This is a genomic window from Brachyspira sp., from assembly GCF_029258575.1.
GTDB lineage: Bacteria > Spirochaetota > Brachyspiria > Brachyspirales > Brachyspiraceae > Brachyspira.
The window spans coordinates 1-18,010 of sequence record NZ_JARHYI010000063.1; the positions used below are offsets into that span (position 1 = coordinate 1).

The 18,010-nt window shown below is 28.1% G+C and carries 22 protein-coding genes; 15 read left to right on the forward strand and 7 right to left on the reverse strand.

The features are described from left to right. Nucleotides 1-72 precede the first annotated feature (72 nt). The 12 genes from Q1J76_RS04945 to Q1J76_RS05000 all read left to right on the forward strand — a co-directional run bounded on the left by Q1J76_RS04945 (nt 73) and on the right by Q1J76_RS05000 (nt 6,911). Nucleotides 73-339 carry a BMC domain-containing protein gene (locus tag Q1J76_RS04945; protein WP_300367671.1) on the forward strand — a complete coding sequence of 89 codons (267 nt, stop codon included), beginning with the start codon at nt 73-75 and terminating at the stop codon, nt 337-339. A gap of 33 nt (nt 340-372) precedes the next feature. Continuing rightward, nucleotides 373-678, forward strand: coding sequence for a BMC domain-containing protein (locus Q1J76_RS04950; protein WP_300367674.1), 306 nt, complete (start codon nt 373-375; stop codon nt 676-678). Between the two features lie 27 nt (nt 679-705). After that, a complete protein-coding gene (locus tag Q1J76_RS04955; RefSeq protein WP_300367677.1) occupies nt 706-1,461 on the forward strand; it encodes a cobalamin adenosyltransferase family protein in 756 nt (251 codons plus the stop codon). Further along, nucleotides 1,458-2,093: a phosphate propanoyltransferase gene (pduL, locus tag Q1J76_RS04960; protein ID WP_300367680.1), complete on the forward strand. Its 636-nt coding sequence runs from the start codon at nt 1,458-1,460 to the stop codon at nt 2,091-2,093. Before Q1J76_RS04955 ends, pduL begins: the two co-directional genes overlap by 4 nt. Then, nucleotides 2,090-2,926, forward strand: a complete 837-nt coding sequence (gene eutJ / locus Q1J76_RS04965; protein ID WP_300367683.1) for an ethanolamine utilization protein EutJ — start codon at nt 2,090-2,092, stop codon at nt 2,924-2,926. Before pduL ends, eutJ begins: the two co-directional genes overlap by 4 nt. Nucleotides 2,927-2,946: 20 nt before the next feature. Then, nucleotides 2,947-3,582 carry a hypothetical protein gene (locus Q1J76_RS04970; RefSeq protein WP_300367686.1) on the forward strand — a complete coding sequence of 212 codons (636 nt, stop codon included), beginning with the start codon at nt 2,947-2,949 and terminating at the stop codon, nt 3,580-3,582. A 21-nt stretch (nt 3,583-3,603) separates the two neighbouring features. Further along, nucleotides 3,604-3,876: a EutN/CcmL family microcompartment protein gene (locus Q1J76_RS04975; RefSeq protein ID WP_300367689.1), complete on the forward strand. Its 273-nt coding sequence runs from the start codon at nt 3,604-3,606 to the stop codon at nt 3,874-3,876. A 46-nt stretch (nt 3,877-3,922) separates the two neighbouring features. Further along, nucleotides 3,923-5,293 (forward strand): 4Fe-4S dicluster domain-containing protein, encoded by a 1,371-nt coding sequence (locus Q1J76_RS04980; RefSeq protein ID WP_300367692.1) that lies wholly within the window; start codon nt 3,923-3,925, stop codon nt 5,291-5,293. Next, nucleotides 5,290-5,835 carry a BMC domain-containing protein gene (locus Q1J76_RS04985; protein ID WP_300367695.1) on the forward strand — a complete coding sequence of 182 codons (546 nt, stop codon included), beginning with the start codon at nt 5,290-5,292 and terminating at the stop codon, nt 5,833-5,835. Before Q1J76_RS04980 ends, Q1J76_RS04985 begins: the two co-directional genes overlap by 4 nt. An 18-nt stretch (nt 5,836-5,853) precedes the next feature. Beyond that, a complete protein-coding gene (locus Q1J76_RS04990; RefSeq protein WP_300367698.1) occupies nt 5,854-6,153 on the forward strand; it encodes a hypothetical protein in 300 nt (99 codons plus the stop codon). A 106-nt stretch (nt 6,154-6,259) separates the two neighbouring features. Next, entirely contained in the window at nt 6,260-6,439 is a 180-nt protein-coding gene (locus Q1J76_RS04995; RefSeq protein ID WP_300367701.1) for a hypothetical protein, read from the forward strand. A 19-nt stretch (nt 6,440-6,458) separates the two neighbouring features. Next, nucleotides 6,459-6,911, forward strand: a complete 453-nt coding sequence (locus Q1J76_RS05000) for a EutQ-related cupin domain-containing protein (protein WP_300367704.1) — start codon at nt 6,459-6,461, stop codon at nt 6,909-6,911. Between the two features lie 68 nt (nt 6,912-6,979). Here the strand turns inward: Q1J76_RS05000 and Q1J76_RS05005 are convergent, their stop codons facing one another. The 3 genes from Q1J76_RS05005 to Q1J76_RS05015 form a co-directional block, all read right to left on the reverse strand. Next, on the reverse strand, nt 6,980-8,113 hold the full coding sequence (locus Q1J76_RS05005) for a 1-propanol dehydrogenase PduQ (RefSeq protein WP_300367705.1): 1,134 nt from the start codon (nt 8,111-8,113) through the stop codon (nt 6,980-6,982). Between the two features lie 152 nt (nt 8,114-8,265). Further along, nucleotides 8,266-10,212, reverse strand: coding sequence for a TonB-dependent receptor plug domain-containing protein (locus Q1J76_RS05010; RefSeq protein ID WP_300367708.1), 1,947 nt, complete (start codon nt 10,210-10,212; stop codon nt 8,266-8,268). Between the two features lie 90 nt (nt 10,213-10,302). Then, nucleotides 10,303-10,881 (reverse strand): hypothetical protein, encoded by a 579-nt coding sequence (locus tag Q1J76_RS05015; RefSeq protein WP_300367711.1) that lies wholly within the window; start codon nt 10,879-10,881, stop codon nt 10,303-10,305. Nucleotides 10,882-11,325: 444 nt separating this feature from the next. Here Q1J76_RS05015 and Q1J76_RS05020 point away from each other — a divergent pair, with 444 nt between their 5' ends. The 3 genes from Q1J76_RS05020 to Q1J76_RS05030 all read left to right on the forward strand — a co-directional run bounded on the left by Q1J76_RS05020 (nt 11,326) and on the right by Q1J76_RS05030 (nt 14,167). Next, nucleotides 11,326-12,297, forward strand: a complete 972-nt coding sequence (locus tag Q1J76_RS05020) for an ABC transporter substrate-binding protein (RefSeq protein ID WP_300367714.1) — start codon at nt 11,326-11,328, stop codon at nt 12,295-12,297. 154 nt (nt 12,298-12,451) lie between these two features. Beyond that, complete coding sequence (locus Q1J76_RS05025; RefSeq protein ID WP_300367717.1) at nt 12,452-13,360, forward strand: ABC transporter permease; 909 nt, start codon at nt 12,452-12,454, stop codon at nt 13,358-13,360. 18 nt (nt 13,361-13,378) lie between these two features. After that, nucleotides 13,379-14,167, forward strand: a complete 789-nt coding sequence (locus tag Q1J76_RS05030) for an ABC transporter ATP-binding protein (protein ID WP_300367720.1) — start codon at nt 13,379-13,381, stop codon at nt 14,165-14,167. 102 nt (nt 14,168-14,269) lie between these two features. Here the strand turns inward: Q1J76_RS05030 and phoU are convergent, their stop codons facing one another. The 4 genes from phoU to Q1J76_RS05050 form a co-directional block, all read right to left on the reverse strand. After that, on the reverse strand, nt 14,270-14,914 hold the full coding sequence (gene phoU, locus Q1J76_RS05035) for a phosphate signaling complex protein PhoU (protein WP_300367723.1): 645 nt from the start codon (nt 14,912-14,914) through the stop codon (nt 14,270-14,272). 45 nt (nt 14,915-14,959) lie between these two features. After that, nucleotides 14,960-15,745, reverse strand: a complete 786-nt coding sequence (gene pstB / locus Q1J76_RS05040) for a phosphate ABC transporter ATP-binding protein PstB (protein ID WP_300367726.1) — start codon at nt 15,743-15,745, stop codon at nt 14,960-14,962. 29 nt (nt 15,746-15,774) lie between these two features. After that, nucleotides 15,775-17,562: a phosphate ABC transporter permease subunit PstC gene (pstC, locus tag Q1J76_RS05045; protein ID WP_300367729.1), complete on the reverse strand. Its 1,788-nt coding sequence runs from the start codon at nt 17,560-17,562 to the stop codon at nt 15,775-15,777. 87 nt (nt 17,563-17,649) lie between these two features. Beyond that, a partial coding sequence (locus tag Q1J76_RS05050; protein WP_367182078.1) for a PstS family phosphate ABC transporter substrate-binding protein occupies nt 17,650-18,010 on the reverse strand: 361 nt, incomplete at its 5' end.

Here is an 18,010-nt window from a genome sequence, read left to right on the forward strand (position 1 = left end):
CCAAGACCTCATGAAGAAGTTGAAAGCATATTAAAATAATAAAATATAATAAATAATATTGGAGGCAATAATATGGCAAGTTCTATGGCTTTAGGTATGATAGAAACTAAAGGATTGATATCAGCAATAGAGGCAGCTGATGCTATGGTAAAAGCAGCTAATGTAAATTTAGTAGGTAAAACATTAGTGGGTGGCGGTTTGGTAACAGTAATGGTAAGAGGCGATGTAGGAGCAGTAAAAGCAGCAACAGATGCAGGAGCAGCGGCTAAAGTAGGCGATCTAATCAGTGTTCATGTAATACCAAGACCTCATGAAGAAGTTGAAAGCATATTAAAATAATAAAATATAATAAATAATATTGGAGGCAATAATATGGCAAGTTCTATGGCTTTAGGTATGATAGAAACTAAAGGATTGGTATCAGCAATAGAGGCAGCTGATGCTATGGTAAAAGCAGCTAATGTAAATTTGGTAGGCAAAACCTTGATAGGTGGCGGTTTGGTAACAGTAATGGTAAGAGGCGATGTAGGAGCAGTAAAAGCGGCAACAGATGCAGGAGCAGCAGCAGCGGCTAAAGTAGGCGATCTAATCAGCGTTCATGTAATACCAAGACCTCATGAAGTAGTTGAAGCATTACTTCCTAATACTCCTGTTAATAATGATAGCGATAAACAATAATATTAAAAAATATAATAGGTTTTATTTATGAAAGTTTTAACAGAACAAATGTTAAGAAGTGAGATACTTAATAAAGATGTATCAGAATATTTTATAGAGGAAGGAGTTTTTGTTACGCCTTCTGCTAAAGAATATTTGTCTTCTAGGAAAATAGAACTTAAAATAAGATCTAATAATCAAAATATTGGAAGTTCTACATCAAGTCCTAAGTCTTATGGTATAAAAGAAATAGAAAATATGGGATATTATATAGATTATGAAACTAAGAAAAGATTAGATGTTAAGCCTGAAAATTATACTCATTTGTATAATAATGTATTAGTGGAAAAGAATCACCCTAGAATATTATTGAGAGGCAAACTTGACAGTCTTCTTGCTTTAATAGTAGATATACAATATCAGTTTAAAGAAAGGCATGAGGATAAGCTTTTAGAGTATTTGAAAAAATATCAAAAACTTATACATACTATATTATATTCTGGAGTTTCTGAAAAAAGTTTAGAATTCGATACTATATTTGGTTTGACTGAAGAAGATATTAGAAAGATATCTCATCATCCAAAAGAATATTTCGGATGCGATCATATTTTCGTTAATTGTAATATGCATTATACTGTTATAAAACTTAATTTGATAAGAACAGCTGTAAGAGAGGTGGAATTAGCGGCTTATAATGCTTTGAAAAATGAAAGGGAAGATCTCATTAAAATATTAAATCGTATGAGTAGTGTTATTTATATATTAATGATGATGGCACATACAGGAAAGGATATAACTAAATGAATGAACAATCACTTTTAATTAATGAAATATCTAATTCCATTAAGCATGAACTTAATAAAAGAAAGATTATAAAAGTTGAAATATCAGCAAGACATGTACATTTATCTCAAAATGATTTAGAAATATTATTTGGAAAGGATTATGCTTTAACGCCTAAAAGAGAACTTTCTCAGCCAGGTCAGTATTTGAGTGAAGAGAGAGTAAATCTTGTAGGAACTAAATCTAGAATGGATAATGTTGCTATACTTGGACCTACTAGAAAAAATACTCAGGTTGAATTGTCTATATCTGATGCAAGAGCTTTGGGTATTAAAAATATTACTATTAATGAATCTGGATATCTTCATGGTGGAGGAAGCATCACTATAGTTGGAAAAAATGGAAGTATAGAAGCAAAGAATTCTGTTATAGTTGCTAAAAGGCATATTCATTTAAGAAAGAAAGATGCTGAAGAGTGGAATATAGAGAATGGTCAGATAGTAAAGGTGAAAGTTTTTGGTATTAGAGGTTTAATATTTGATGAGGTTATTGCTAGGGTAAGCGATAAATTTATGCCTGCTATGCATATAGATTTTGATGAGGCTAATGCATGCGGTTTGCTTAGTCAGGGTTATGGAGAAATCATTTTATGAGTTTTTCATTTGAGCATATAAATGCACTCATAGATGAAACTACTGAGTGTATAGAAAAAGTAAGTGATTTTAACATAAATGATAAGCTTTATGTAGGAGTAGATTTAGGTACGGCATATATAGTATTGGTAGTAATAGATTCAAGAGGTAAGCCCGTAGCAGCAGAATTGCAATATGCTGAAGTTGTAAGGGACGGACTTGTTGTTGATTATTCAAAAGCTTGTTCTATAGTTAGGGAATTAAAAGAAAAGCTTGAAAATAGATTAGGTGTTGAGCTAGTAAATTCGGCAATTGCTATGCCTCCAGGTGTTAATAATAAATCGGTTGCAACGCATAGATATGTGGCTGAAAGTGCTGGTTTTGAAGTTTTGAATGTAGTAGAAGAACCAGAAGCTGCAAATTATATATTAAATATTAAAAATGGTGCTGTTGTTGATGTTGGAGGCGGTACTACTGGTATTGCAATATTTAATGAAGGTAAAATGATATATACTGCTGATGAACCTACAGGAGGAACTCATTTTACACTTACTATAGCTGGAAATTATGGAATTCCTTTCAATGAGGCTGAAAATAAAAAGAAAGATAAAAATACTACAAAAGAAATATTTAGAATAGTTATGCCTGTTATACAAAAAGTAGGAAGCATAATCAATAAGCATATAAAAGATTATAATGTTGATTTGATTTGTTTAGTAGGCGGTACAGTGTGTTTAGATGGGTTTGAAAATATTATAGAAAAAGAAACTAAAATAAAGACTATAAAGCCAAAGAATCCTTTTTTAGTTACGCCTTTAGGTATTGCTATGAGTTTAGTAAAAGATAATAAATGATAGGGGATAATTTATAATTTATGGATGATTCATTATTGAAAAAAATTGTATTGGAAGTTATAAATCAATTAAATAAAACTTCATGCATAGATTCTGTATTTGTTCTTTCAAAGAATAATAATTTTAATTTTAAAAATGAATTAGAAAATATAGGATATCATTTAAATATATCATCTACTTTTGATAATATTAATATAAATGATTATTCTATAATCATAATAGATGATTTATCAGTTGAAATTTTATCATGCATATGTAGTCTTGTATATAAAGATAAAAATATATCTTTTTTGATTGATGCTTTATTATGCGGTAAAAAAGTTATAGCATTAAAAGATAATAGTAAATTTAATAATTATAAAAATAATGCATCTAATCAATTATTTAATAAAGTATTGGAATTAGAAAAAATAGCTGAATCTTACGGACTTGTAATATTGGATAATGATAATTTTATTTCTTATTTTAATAAAAATAGCAACATTATAAGTACAGGAAATTATTTTGATTTTACAGATAAAAAAGTAATTAGCAAATGCGATATAATGGATATTATAAATCATTATTCAAGTATTAAAGTAAGAAATAATGTTATAATTACACCACTTGTTATGGATTATATTAAAGAAAATAAAATAAATATTCTATATGAATAAAAAAATATAAAGGAATTATTAATGGTATTAGCAAAAGTAATAGGAAGTGTATGGGCTACCAAAAAAGAGGAAGCCTTGTCAGGAAGCAAACTTTTAATAGCAAGAGTTTTTGAACCTGATACTAATAAGGAATTGGATATTATTGTAGCCTGTGATTATATAGGTGCAGGTATAGATGATATTGTTATCATTACTTCAGGAAGCGGTGCTAGAAATGCTCAGAGCGATAAAGATATGCTTCCTATAGATGCTGTTATAGTTGGTATAGTGGATCAGGTAGATTTGAATAAATAAATAATTAAAATAAAAAATAAATAAACTAAATAATGAAGGTTTATATATGAGTTTGAAAGAAAAAATATATAATGCTGGTATTGTTGGAGCAGGAGGAGCAGGTTTTCCATCACATATAAAATTACCAGATAAAGTAGAATATTTAATAGCTAATGCAGTGGAATGTGAGCCACTTTTAAAAACAGATCAATTTATTATGTTTCAATATGCTGAAAAAATAGTTAAAGCATTAATTATTATAGGTAAAGAAGTATCAGCAGAACATATTGTTATTGGAACTAAAAAGAAATATGTTAAACAGATTGAGGCTTTGCAAAAGGTCATTGAAAAAGAAAATGCACCAATAGAAATTAAAACATTCAAAAGTTTTTATCCTTTGGGAGATGAACAAACTTTGGTATATAATATTTCTAAAAGAGCTATTAAAGCTGGCGGAATACCTTTAGATGTTGGTTGCGTTGTGTTCAATGTGGCAACTTTATGTAATATTTATGATAGTTTGAATGATATTCCTGTAACTTCAAAATATATTTCCATTTTAGGAGATGTTGATAAACCTAGTATTATAAAAGTTCCTGTAGGGGCAAATTTCAAAGAAATTTTATCGAGAGTTGGAGTAACAGATAATAATAAATATGTTATAGTTGGTGGTCCTATGATGGGAAAATATCATCATATAAATAGTACCGAAAATCTTTTTGTTAAAAAAACTACAGGGGCATTAATAGTTATTAATGATGATCATTATTTAGTTAAGAAGAAAAATATAAATTATTCTAAAATTGTATCATTAGCAAAATGTTCTTGTATACAATGTAGTTTCTGTTCTGACTTATGTCCTAGAAATTTATTAGGTCATAAAATTAATCCTCATTTGGTGATGCGTTCAGTTGCTTTTGCTGATTTAGAAAATATTGAAAATAATAGTGAGAATGTTTTAGATAAATTAAAAGAAGCATATTTTTGTTGTGAATGTGGTATTTGCGAGCTTTATTCATGTCCTATGGGAATAAATCCTTATAATATGAATGTATATGTTAAATATCTCTTGAGAAAAGCTAATATAAAGCCTGATAAAAATCCAAAAGATACTGGAATAAATCCTTCTATAGAATATAGGAGAATTTCTACAGATAGATTAGTTACTTTATTATGTTTAGATAAATATTATCACATAGATGTAGATATGAATAATCCTTTAGAACTTAATTTTTCTAGGGTTTCCATTGGATTAAGTCAGCATATAGGAATACCAGCATCTCCAATAGTAAATGTTGGTGATTCTGTTGTTAAAGGGCAGCTTATAGCTACAGTACCTATTGATAAAGTAGGAGCTAATATTCATTCAAGTATAGATGGTATTGTAGAAACTGTTGATAGTGAAAAAATAGTTATAAATGGAGAGAATGTTAAATGAAGTCTATAGGAATGTTAGAATTAAATAGTATAGCTAAAGGTATATTGGCTACAGATTATATAGGTAAAACAGCTAATGTTCAAATTTTAAGATCTCATTCGGTTTGTCCTGGTAAATATATAGTAATATTTAGCGGAGAAGTAGGGGCTGTTGAAGAATCTAAGAATATGGGAGTATCAATAGGCGGAGCTTCTGTAATTAATTCTTTTGTTATAGCTAATATACATGATAGTATAGTAGATGCCATTAATGGAACTATAGGAGATTTCCAAAGAGGTGCTATAGGGGTTATAGAATATTTCTCTATATCTTCTGCTGTTGAAGGTGCCGATGATGCAGTTAAGGCTAGTAATATATCTCTTGTGAATGTTAGATTAGGTTTTGCTATAGGCGGAAAATCTTATATTACTTTTACAGGTGATGTTAGTGCTGTGGAAGAGGCTGTAAAGGCTGGTATGAAAAAGGCTGAAGATAATGGTCTTATAGTTGATTTTGCTATTATACCTTCTCCTATAGATGATTTATATAATTCTATTTTATAATTTTTAGGAGTTATTTATATGTCTAAAAAGAAGATACTTTATAATACTCAAAATATACATGAACTTATAAGGGATAATTCTGGAGTTTTAGAGATAGATTCTAATGTTATACTTACTCCAAGTGCCATGGATATAATTAAAACTAAAGGTATTACTATAGTATATAAAAAAGAATCTATTTGTAATAATAATAATAATAATTGTAGTTATGATGATATAATAAAATCCATAACAAAAATTTTAATATATAAATATAATATAACAGATGAAAAAATCATAAAAAAAGTAATAGTTGAAGTATTAAAAGAAATTAATTAATTGTTTTAATGGAAAACTTAAATTTATCTATTGGAATAATAGAAACAACTGTATATATAGCTACAATATATGTTTTAGATACTCTTTTAAAAACTGCTAATATCGTTTGAAAACAGATGATTTTGCTAAATTAAGTCTTATGGAGTATAACAAAAAGGTCAAGAAGATTCAAGATGTTTTATGCAATGAAGAGATGAGAATAAGGGAGAGTTTAGACCAGATGAAGATTGTAATAAAAATGGGAACTCAAAAAATTAAATTATTAAATGATAATTTGTCTAAATAAGTTTAAGGAGTTAATTCTTATGGAAGAAAAAGATATTCAATCTGTTATAGTAAAAGTTATTAATGATTTTATGAAAACAGGTACGGCATCAGGACAATCATATAATTCATCTTCTAATGCTGGAGTATTGAAAGTATTAAAAAGGTCTTATATTGATGCTGATGCTAATAAAATAAAATCTGATATTAATAGTAATGTTTATATAACTGATATGTTTACTGTTAATGAAAGTCCTAGATTAGGTTGTGGTTTAATGGAATTAGATAATACAGATTTTCCATGTACTTTAAATTATGATGAAATGGATATAATTTTAGAGGGTACATTGGTTATAAAAAATTCAGATGGTACTAAAGTTGAAGCTAAACAGGGAGAAGTTATTTTTATTCCTAAAGGTTCTTCTATCATATTCAGTACTACATTTTATACTAAATTTCTGTATGTAGTTTATCCTGCTGATTGGAAAAATTAGTAATTTATAAAAAAGCCCTATAAAGAGTTATTCTTTATAGAGCTTTTTATATGTATTTTAATTATTTTTTATATTAGACTTCTATATATATTTTTTATATCTTCAATACTAGGTTTAACAGGATTAGTTAATAAGCATACATCTTTTAATGCATTAGAAGCCATTTCTTCTATGGCATTTTCAAATTCTTTTTTATCTACACCATAGTCTGTTATTTTATGATTTATTCCAATATTTTTATTTAATTCCAAAAGCAGAGATTTTAAAATTTTGCATGCTGTATAATCATCATCTATATTTTTTACATTTAATAAACTTATGATTTTTGCATATTTAGCTGCAGATTTTTTACAGTGTTTTGCATTATATTCTATAACATAAGGCATTAATATAGCATTAGCTCTGCCATGAGGCTGTTTGAATCTTCCTCCAAGTGCATGTGCCATAGCATGTATTAAACCTAAACCAGCATTATTGAAAGCAATACCTGCTATACATGATGCTTCATGCATAGCTATACGCGACTTAACATCTTTTCCATTATGCACTGCCTTTGCTATATTATTAAAAACTCTTATTATAGAATATTCACTATAAGGAATAGTAAATGGGTTAGAATTAACAGAAACATAAGACTCAAAAGCATGTGCCATAACATCCATACCTGTTTCAGCAGTTATTCTCGGCGGTACTGTTAATGTAAATTGCGAGTCAAGTAAAGCTATATCTGGAAGCATTTCATCAGAAACTAAAGGTACTTTTATATGGGTTTCTTTATCTGTTATTACAGCATAAGAAGTAACCTCAGAACCCGTACCGCTTGTAGTAGGTATAGCTGTAAATAAAGGTTTTTTTAAATTGATAGGCATTCTTTTATTTATTTCTAATGCAAAATATATTACTGATTTAGCAGTATCTATTACAGACCCACCTCCTATAGCTATTATAGTATCAGAATCAAATGATAAAATTTTATTTAAGCATTTTATTACTATATCAAAGCTAGGATCAGGCTCGATATCAGAGTAAATTTCATAATTTATATTATTTTTTTTAAGAAGTTCTATTGTTGTAGTGCATGCTCCTATTTTTAGCATGTTATTATCTGTAACAATATATACTTTTTTTGATTTTGACAGATCTAATTTTAATAGAGCATTATCTCCTGATATTATTTTTGTATTGAGTATAAATTCCCTCATAGATAACTCCAATTAGAATATATAGTCAGTTATTATATGAATTTTTTACTACCATCTTTAAGTATATAATTATATGCTTAAAAGTCAATAGTATATTATTAAAAGATAATAATATTTATATAATCAAATGCATTAATATTTTTATAAAATAATCAGAAGTTGTATCCTATTTCAAATTCCCAAGTAAAAGGTCTTGCCACTGAATAAGTTGAAAGTATAGGAGTTTTATTAAAAATATTTTTAAAATGCATGGAAAATATAAGATGATTAAACCATATAGAATAAAATGATATATTAAAATCATGAAATACATCAGAATAATATAATGGTATGTTTGCAGTTAAAGTTCTAGGAGAAGAGTAGGTATAATAAATATTCAATGATAATGAACTTAGCACTTTATTTTTTGGTATGAAATCATAACCAAGCAATGCAGTTATTACATGTTCAGGCAAACCTATTTTAGGAAGTCTGTCCTTGCCCATATATGCAAACTGATATGAATATCCCAATTTTGTTTTTATTTTATGGTAATTAGCGAAAGGTATATCATATCCTACACTTGATGTAAATATATGAGAAACTGCCTCATCAACATTTTCGGGTACAGATGAATACCAAATTATTTTATTTGTGTATGTTGTATATGCATATGAGGATTCTATTGTAAGATTTGTAATAGGATTTAAAGTTAATTTAGTAAGAAGCTGATTATAAGTTTCTGGAAGCAAATAAGGATTGCTGAAAGTGCCATAATAGAGATCATTAAAAGTAGGGGAGGTATAATCACTAATATAACCTAAATATAAACTGTATCCTTTATAGAAATTTAAATTAAACCCTACAGTATACGCTAGATAATTATTATTTTTATAATTCGTAAAATGCTCATTCTGATATTCATACTTTATACTAGGAAGTAATGTAAATATAGGTTCTGCATTATCCCAATATCCGAAAGATAATTGCATATCATATTGTAATGAAAGAGAATGTCTTGTAGGATTAAATTGAAAATTATCTTCTAAACCATTTTCATCTTCTGTTAATATATCAAATCTATACTCTGGAGTTAATTTATTATACAGAGTTATCATGTTGGGTATAAACTCATCCATTCTTGATAGCGAAGCATTTAAAGCTATAGCATGAGATCTGTAGTCTGATATAAATTTTCCTTCATGTACATATGGTCTGTCTACAAATGAATCAAATAAATAAGATAAACCAATAGTATAATCCAATATATCAGAAAATCCGTTATATGATATTGAAGATGCAAGAGTTGTAAAATTAAACCAAGAATCTGTATAGCTTATAGGAGGTATATGATACTGGGCTGCAGAACTTGAATAAGATATATTTGCAAATGCATTTATATAATCTTTATTATCGAATGTATATTTATAATTAGCTGATGAGTTTATTATGAACTGTCTATTATCTTTCAAATATCCTTGAACTCTTTTTCCAGCTAAATTTGTAAAGTCATAATAATAATTAGCATCGCTATAATATGAATCTGCAGTAAAAGTAAATACTTGATGTTCATCAATATTTCTTGAAAATAGTATTGAAGGTCTTACCGTATTATAAGCACCGTAACCCAATGATATTACGAGTATATCCTGAAGCGGTGTTTTTGTAGTTATATAAATACTGTTTCCTATAATTTCTATTTTTTCTATCAAATTGGCTGGTATTCTCCTTAAATCTACTCCTGCATCTGCATTACCTTTAGCTGTATTCATAAGCACGCCGTTAATATATATTTTGATATTATCTCCATTAGCACCTGCAGGGTCAACAACTTCATTACCCATATAAGTACCTTTGTTAACGAATCCTGGCTGATTTGCCAATACTTCCTGAGCATTTTTATATCCCATTCTATCTATATCTTCAGAATTTATTATACGGCTGTTTGCTTTTATAGGTGTTTTAGCTGGAGAAGCCTGATTATTAGTTTGATTAGTCTGTGCTGCATTTGTAATTTCTACTTTTGATGTAATCCAAATACCGCCTTTAAGTTCCTTAATTAAATAGCTTTGCGAATACAATAAATTTACAGATATAAGGAATATAATAAAATATTTCATAATTTTAGCCTAATTTGATTTTTTATTGATAAAATTAATGTCCTGAATTTATTATATTATAAAAACAGGACATTTTATAATTATTCTTTATTATTTTTTGTAATCAAAATTTTCTATAGTACCTGTTTGAAATGAACCATAATCACTCATTATTTTTTTCCAATTTTCTTCAGTAGGAGCATTCTGTATAGCACCTGTACCAAAACCAGATGCTAGCATGAAGTTTCCATCAGTATCTATATGAAAAAGCATCCATCTGCTGTCCTGTCCCGCTCTTCTAGGATCTTCATATAATGCACCTATCCAATTTGTACCTTTCCATTCTATATTAGTAGCATATATAAAATTACCTAGAACAGTATTATCATTTTCTAAATATGTAGCTTTTTCATCTGTTTTTCTTGTTGTTTGTGTTACACCTGCTGGTAGAAGTGTTTGATTTGTAAAAGTATTCATCCAATTAGTTTTAAAATATTCCTGTTTTTTTGGATCGCTCCAAGGTAATTTAAGTATTTCAGAGTCTGTAATTAGTTTATATTTTCCTCTTTGTCCTAAATTATTATTATTGTTGTTATTGTTGTTATTATTATAGGGGTTTTGTTTAGCACATGATACTGCTAAAATTAATAGTGTTAAAATTGTTAATAAAATTTTGATTTGTTTTTGCATAAAAAATGCTCCTTTATTTAAATTTAATTAAAAGCTATTCAATAAAGGAGTGCTTACTTAAATAGATAGTGCACTCGCCTAATATAAAATGGTATCCGACTTCGTTAGATGATTTTACTATTTAAATATAGTAAATATAAAACTAAACTTTACGGTTGCGTGCCAGCGAAGGATTTTCACCTTCATTCCCATATATAAACTGTATTTTACATTTAATTATATATGTAAAGATTTTTTATATCAAGTTATTTTATAAAAATATTTTAATTATACGAAAATTAATTTTTTTAATTGATAAAAGTATATTATTCATAAGAAATTATTTTATAATTTTTATATTCACATAAATTTATAATATAAAAATCTATTATATTATTAATTGACATTATTACTTCATCATAGTATAATTACTATATATAGTTTTATAATTTAGGAGTTTTGATTATGAAATATTTATACTCTCTGTTCATTATAATATCAATGATGTTAGTTTCCTGTTCTTCAGGTAATTCATCTTCCTCATCTAAGACAGTAGATAAACCATTAAAAATAGGAATACTTCAGCTAATAGAACATGATGCTTTAGATGCTTCTTATAGAGGTTTTGTTGATGGACTTAAAGAAGCAGGATATGAAGACGGAAAAAATATCATTATAGATTATCAAAATGCTCAGGGAGAGCAGGCTAATTGTGTTACTATAGGACAAAAATTTATTAATGATAAAAGCGATTTAATATTAGCAATAGCAACACCTGCAGCACAAGCAGTAGCTAATATGACAAAAGATATACCAATACTTGTTACAGCAGTTACGGACCCTGCAGCCGCTAAACTTGTTGCTGATAATAATGCTCCGGGTGGAAATGTTTCAGGTACTTCAGATTTAACACCAGTAGAAGCACAAATTGAATTATTAAAAGAGATTACTCCTAATTTGAAAACAGTAGGACTTTTATATTGTTCAAGCGAACAGAATTCTGTATTCCAAATGGATATAGCAAAGAAAAAATTAGATTCTATGGGATTAAAATATATAGATGCAACAGTAACATCAGCTAATGAAATACAGCAGGTAGTTCAGAGTTTGGTTGGAAAAGTAGAGGCAATTTATATTCCTACTGATAATATGATTGCTGCTGGTATGACTACAGTTGCTTTTGTTGTTGAGCCTGCTAAACTCCCAGTAGTTTGTGGTGAGGGCGGTATGACTATGTTGGGCGGTATTGCTACTTATGCTATAAGCTATTATGAGCTTGGAAAATTAACAGCTACTCAGGCAGTTGCTATATTAAAAGGTGAGAAAAAACCTGCAAATATGCCTATAGAAACTTTGAAAACTTTTGATTTAGTAGTTAACACTAATATGGTTAATGGTATAGGGATAACTATACCTGAATCATTATATAATAAGTAGTTTTTAATAGAATATAAAAATTATAGGTATGTATTTTTACGCCTATATTATACAACTGTAAATTAATTAAAATTGATTTACGGTTTACAATATAAATTATATTTTAATTGTTTGTATAAAACAATTTTTATTAGCAATAATAAGAGGATTTATAATGCTTCAAGGAATTTTTTTGGCTATAGAAGGTGCGGCATCTCAAGGTATCATTTGGGGAATAATGACTCTTGGGGTTTATATTACATTTAAGGTTTTGGATTTCCCAGATTTGACAGTTGATGGAAGTTTTGCTTTGGGAGGTGCTGTCAGTGCTATGCTTATTAGTAATGGTATGAATCCTTTCATTACATTGTTTTTTGCTTTTTTGGCTGGTTCTATTGCTGGTTTTATAACAGGTTTTTTAAATACAAAATTTGAAATACCTGGAATATTAGCAGGTATTCTTACAATGATAGCCTTATATTCTATCAATATTAGGGTTATGGGAAACAGACCTAATATACCTCTTTTGGGTATGGATACTTCTTTAACTATAATTCAGAATTTTTTATCTTTGAATAAAATATTATCAGATTTGCTTGTAGGTTTTGTATTTTCTGTAGTTATAATAGCTATTATGTACTGGTTTTTCGGTACGGAGATGGGATGTGCTATAAGAGCTACTGGAAATAATGAAAGAATGATTAGAGCATTGGGAGTTGATACTAATGTGATGAAGATAATAGGACTTATGATATCAAATGCATTAGTTGCTTTATCTGGTGCTTTGGTTACTCAAAGTCAGGGATATGCTGATGTTGGTATGGGAACTGGTACTATAGTTATAGGACTTGCATCGGTGATAATAGGGGAGGTAGTATTTGGAAATAGATTTTCTTTCTGGTATAAACTTGCTTCTGTGGTTATGGGATCTATAATATATAGAATAATAATAGCTATAGTTCTTCAATTAGGATTAAAATCAAGTGATTTAAAACTTCTAACTGCTATAATAGTTGCTATTGCCCTTTCAGTACCTGTATTAAATAGAAAGGTTACAAGGGTTGTAGGCGGAAAGAGAAAATAATTATATTAGGGGACTGCTATGTTAGAATTAAAAGAAGTTTATAAAACATTTAATAGAGGCACTATCACTGAGAAAAAAGCTATTAAAGGTGTTAATCTTAAATTAAATGACGGTGATTTTGTTACCGTTATAGGAGGAAATGGAGCAGGTAAATCTACGCTTTTGAATTTGATTGCTGGTGTTTATGAGATAGATTATGGTACTATATTCGTTGATGGAATTGATATTACTGATAAAAAAGAATATGCAAGGGCAGGACTTTTTGGAAGAGTTTTCCAAGACCCTATGATTGGCACTGCTTCAAATATGGGCATAGAAGAGAATTTGGCACTTGCAAAAAGAAAGGGTAAGAGAAGAACTCTTAAATGGGGCATAACTAAAGCCGAGAGAGAGGAGTATGTTGAGAAATTAAAAAGACTTGATTTAGGACTTGAAAATAGACTTCAGTCTAAAGTAGGACTTTTATCAGGAGGTCAAAGACAGGCTCTTACACTTCTTATGGCTACACTTAAGAAACCTAGACTTTTATTATTAGATGAGCATACCGCAGCACTTGACCCTAAAACTGCTAAAAGGGTATTGGATCTTACAGAAGAAATTATCAGAGAAGATAAATTAACAGCATTTATGGTTACTCATAATATTAAAGATGCTATTCATTACGGAAATAGACTTATAATGATGAATGATGGTAATATTATATATGATGTTTCTGGAGATGAAAAAAAATCTTTGGAGATACCTGATTTGCTCAAGAAATTTGAAACTGAAGACGGTGCTTTAAGCGATAAGTTATTATTATCATGAGTAAATATGATTTTTCATTATTAAAAATTTTAGTATTAAAAATAAAAAATAACTCTTAACAGTATATGAAGTTAAGAGTTTTATTAGATAAAAAAATGGGTATTATTTTAATCTATCTCCTGTACTGTAATAATAAACCCATTTTGCTATATTTTCAGCATGATCTCCCATCTTCTCAAAATATTTAGCTATCATCATTAAATATATAGCCTGATCAGCATTTTCAGCTCCACTTTTAATAAGTTCTACCATAGAGTCACGCACTTTATAAAATAGCCTATCAACTTCATCATCTTTTGTTATAACATTTTTTGATAGTTCAGGATTTTTTTCTTTAAAGGCATTTAAACAATTACTTATCATATATTCTATTATATTAGACATTTCTATTATAATATCAAGATTTTTTTTGTATACATTTCCTTCCAATAAAAATCTAAGTAAATCGCATATATCTTTAGCCTGATCTCCTATTCTCTCTAGGTCCGTTGCTATCTTTAATGCTGATGAAACTATTCTTAAATCTATGGCTACAGGATGTTCTAGTAGGAGCATTTTTAAAGATGAGTTTTCTATTTTGTATGATATTCTGTTTATATTTCTATCATTCTCTATTACTTGATTTGCAAGTTCTATATTTCCATCAGTTAAAGCTTTAGTAGAATTTTTTAAAGCCTCTAATATCATATCACCTGCTTCAATCACATGGTCTATCAATTTATTTAATTCTTCTTGAAATTTTTTCATTTTTATCTCCATTTATTTTATATATAAAGATTATAAATTATAAGATTAACCAAATCTTCCTGTAATATATTTTTCAGTTCTTTCATCTTTAGGTTTAGAGAATATTTCTTCTGTATTATTATATTCTACTATTTCACCAAATAGAAAAAATGCAGTTTTATCAGATACCCTCATAGCTTGTTGCATATTATGAGTTACTATCACTATACTATATTCATTTTTTAGTTCATTTATAAGTTCTTCTATTTTTCCTGTACTTATAGGGTCCAAAGCACTTGTAGGCTCATCCATAAGAATTATTTTAGGATTGACTGATAATGCCCTAGCAATACATAATCTCTGTTGTTGTCCTCCTGACAGTCCTAAAGCATTTTTATTTAATCTATCTTTTATATACTCCCAAATAGCTGCTTTTGTAAGACTGTATTCTACTATTTCATCTAATTGATGTTTCTTTTTTATTCCAAATGTCTTAGGTCCATAAGCTATGTTATCATAAACACTCATAGCGAATAGATTTGACTTTTGAAATACCATTCCTACATTTTTTCTCAAATATGATACATTAATATTTTTATTATATATATTAACTCCTGCTATTTCTATATCTCCATCAATTTTACAGTTTGGTATTAAATCATTCATTCTATTAAAAGTTTTTAGGAGAGTAGATTTTCCGCAGCCTGAAGGTCCTATAAAAGCCGTTACACTTTTTTTATCTATATTTATATTAATTTTTTTTAAAGCTTGAAAAGATTCATAATATAAATTTAAATCTTTAACTTTAATAATTATATCAGTATTAAAATCAAAGTTTATTTCATTATTCATTTTTTCTCCTTTTTGATATAGTCTTAGAATTAATAATCTTTTTTTAATTTTTTATTTAAAAAGAATAATAAAAAATTAAGAATTATAATGATAATAAGTAATATACTAGCGGTAGCAAAAGTTTGATTAATATATAATCCTTCACTTGAAAACATCCACATCATAACTGAAAATGAACTTCCTGAACTTAAATATCCTTTTGGCATATATCTCACTGCTCCTGCTGTATATATCAAAGCAGCACTTTCTCCAAGTATTCTTCCTATGCTTAAAATAACAGAAGTGATTATACCTGAAAAACCACATGGAAGAACTATTTTAAATATAGTTCTCACTTTAGATGCTCCTAGTGCTAAACTTCCTTCTCTTAAGCTTGTAGGAATTGATATGAGAGTTTCTTCTGTTTGTCTTATGATAGAAGGCATTATAATTAAAACCAATGTTAAAGAACCTGTTAATATGCTTCTTCCTATACCGAGCAACTCTGCGAATACAAGCATACCAAAAAGACCAAATACTATTGATGGAATTCCTGCTAAACTATCCGTAAATATTCTTATTAAATGTATTAATTTACTTTTTGAATTGGAGTATTCGGTTAAGTAAATAGCGGCAAAAACACTCAATGGAATAGATATTATCAAAGACATAAAAAGCATCATTGCAGTGGAAACTATTGCAGGAAGAAGAGTCATTTGCGAATTATTACTTTCTCCAAATAATAGATTTAGTGTTATATGAGGTATCCCTCTAATAAGTATAAATAATACTATGAATATAAGAACTAATGTTGATACTGCAGAAGCAAATATAGAAATGTATTTAAGCATATCTGCTTTTATACTAGACATTTTTATATCAAAATTCTTGAAAGAGAAATTTTCTATATTTGTAGATACTTTATTTTTTTTAAATAAATTACTAAAAGAAAAAGAAAAATATAAATTATTTTTCTTTAAGATAGATAGTATTATATTTATTACAAGTATAAATATAAGTAATACAAAAGCAGTTCCAATCAATGCATATCTATGAATACCAGTTGCATATCCCATTTCCAATGCTATATTTATAGTCATAGTTCTAAAATATGAAAATAAACTTTCAGGTATAGAAGGTGCATTTCCAGCAACCATCATAACAGCCATAGTCTCCCCGATAGCTCTTCCCATACCAAGTACTATTGCAGCAAAAATGCCAGATTTAGCAGCTTTTACTATAACTCCAAAAACTGCCTGAGAATGGGTATTCCCTAAAGCCCTTGCACCATCATAATAGTGTTTATAAACTTCCTCTAAATTATATCTAGTGATAGAGGTTATAGTAGGAAGTATCATTACAGCAAGTATTATAGAACTAGCTAATAAGCCTTCACCAATTCCATTAGGAGAAATATTTTTCAATAAAGGTACTAATATAGACATTCCAAAAAAACCATAGACTATTGAAGGAATTCCTGCTAATAAATCTATTAACTGAGCTAATACAACTTTCAATTTTTTGGGAGCAAACATTGATATATAAACTGATGTAAAAAAACCAAACCCTACCCCAAGAAAAGTTGAAAGAATTGTTATGTATATGGAGCCAACTATCATTGGAAATATTCCAAATTTTTTAAATGAAGGCTCCCAATTCATTCCAAAAACAAATTTTAAAAATCCAACTTCTTTAAATACTGGAATACTATAGAAAAATATAAAAATACATATTGAAAATACAACTATAACTGAAAATATAGAACATATAAAAAATATATATTTCATAATATTATCTATTATTTCATTTGGTATATGTTTATTAATATTGTTCTTCAAAATACATATCCTATTTTTAATTATTTATTTTTATTTGAAGATAAAAAAGCCGATATACAAAAATTATTGTACATCGACTTGTTATAATTAGTTGGATACATATCCATTTTCATTTATAATTTTTTTCCCTGTTTCACTATTAATGAAATCTAGAAAAGCTTTAGTTCCTTCGTCAAGTTCTACTCCCTTTTTTGTAAATATATAGAAAGGACGGTAAAGTTTGTATGTATCATTTTGTATGTTTTCTACTGAGGCAGTAACATATTCATTTTGTATTTTTGCTTTATAAGCTACAGTCTTTATTGTTTCATCAATTGAACCCAAAGATATATAACCTATTTTTGAACTATCGCTCATAACTGAAGTTTTTACTTTTCCTGTTCCATCTAATACTTCAACACTTGAAGGTAATGGATTTTCTTTTCCTATAGAAGTTAAATCAGTAAAT

Bases quoted from the DNA above. Each gene is read 5' to 3' on its own strand.
- Q1J76_RS04945 (WP_300367671.1), top strand. From the start codon at position 73: ATGGCAAGTTCTATGGCTTTAGGTATGATAGAAACTAAAGGATTGATA.
- Q1J76_RS04950 (WP_300367674.1), top strand. From the start codon at position 373: ATGGCAAGTTCTATGGCTTTAGGTATGATAGAAACTAAAGGATTGGTA.
- Q1J76_RS04955 (WP_300367677.1), top strand. From the start codon at position 706: ATGAAAGTTTTAACAGAACAAATGTTAAGAAGTGAGATACTTAATAAA.
- pduL (WP_300367680.1), top strand. From the start codon at position 1,458: ATGAATGAACAATCACTTTTAATTAATGAAATATCTAATTCCATTAAG.
- eutJ (WP_300367683.1), top strand. From the start codon at position 2,090: ATGAGTTTTTCATTTGAGCATATAAATGCACTCATAGATGAAACTACT.
- Q1J76_RS04970 (WP_300367686.1), top strand. From the start codon at position 2,947: ATGGATGATTCATTATTGAAAAAAATTGTATTGGAAGTTATAAATCAA.
- Q1J76_RS04975 (WP_300367689.1), top strand. From the start codon at position 3,604: ATGGTATTAGCAAAAGTAATAGGAAGTGTATGGGCTACCAAAAAAGAG.
- Q1J76_RS04980 (WP_300367692.1), top strand. From the start codon at position 3,923: ATGAGTTTGAAAGAAAAAATATATAATGCTGGTATTGTTGGAGCAGGA.
- Q1J76_RS04985 (WP_300367695.1), top strand. From the start codon at position 5,290: ATGAAGTCTATAGGAATGTTAGAATTAAATAGTATAGCTAAAGGTATA.
- Q1J76_RS04990 (WP_300367698.1), top strand. From the start codon at position 5,854: ATGTCTAAAAAGAAGATACTTTATAATACTCAAAATATACATGAACTT.
- Q1J76_RS05000 (WP_300367704.1), top strand. From the start codon at position 6,459: ATGGAAGAAAAAGATATTCAATCTGTTATAGTAAAAGTTATTAATGAT.
- Q1J76_RS05005 (WP_300367705.1), bottom strand. From the start codon at position 8,113: ATGAGGGAATTTATACTCAATACAAAAATAATATCAGGAGATAATGCT.
- Q1J76_RS05010 (WP_300367708.1), bottom strand. From the start codon at position 10,212: ATGAAATATTTTATTATATTCCTTATATCTGTAAATTTATTGTATTCG.
- Q1J76_RS05015 (WP_300367711.1), bottom strand. From the start codon at position 10,881: ATGCAAAAACAAATCAAAATTTTATTAACAATTTTAACACTATTAATT.
- Q1J76_RS05020 (WP_300367714.1), top strand. From the start codon at position 11,326: ATGAAATATTTATACTCTCTGTTCATTATAATATCAATGATGTTAGTT.
- Q1J76_RS05025 (WP_300367717.1), top strand. From the start codon at position 12,452: ATGCTTCAAGGAATTTTTTTGGCTATAGAAGGTGCGGCATCTCAAGGT.
- Q1J76_RS05030 (WP_300367720.1), top strand. From the start codon at position 13,379: ATGTTAGAATTAAAAGAAGTTTATAAAACATTTAATAGAGGCACTATC.
- phoU (WP_300367723.1), bottom strand. From the start codon at position 14,914: ATGAAAAAATTTCAAGAAGAATTAAATAAATTGATAGACCATGTGATT.
- pstB (WP_300367726.1), bottom strand. From the start codon at position 15,745: ATGAATAATGAAATAAACTTTGATTTTAATACTGATATAATTATTAAA.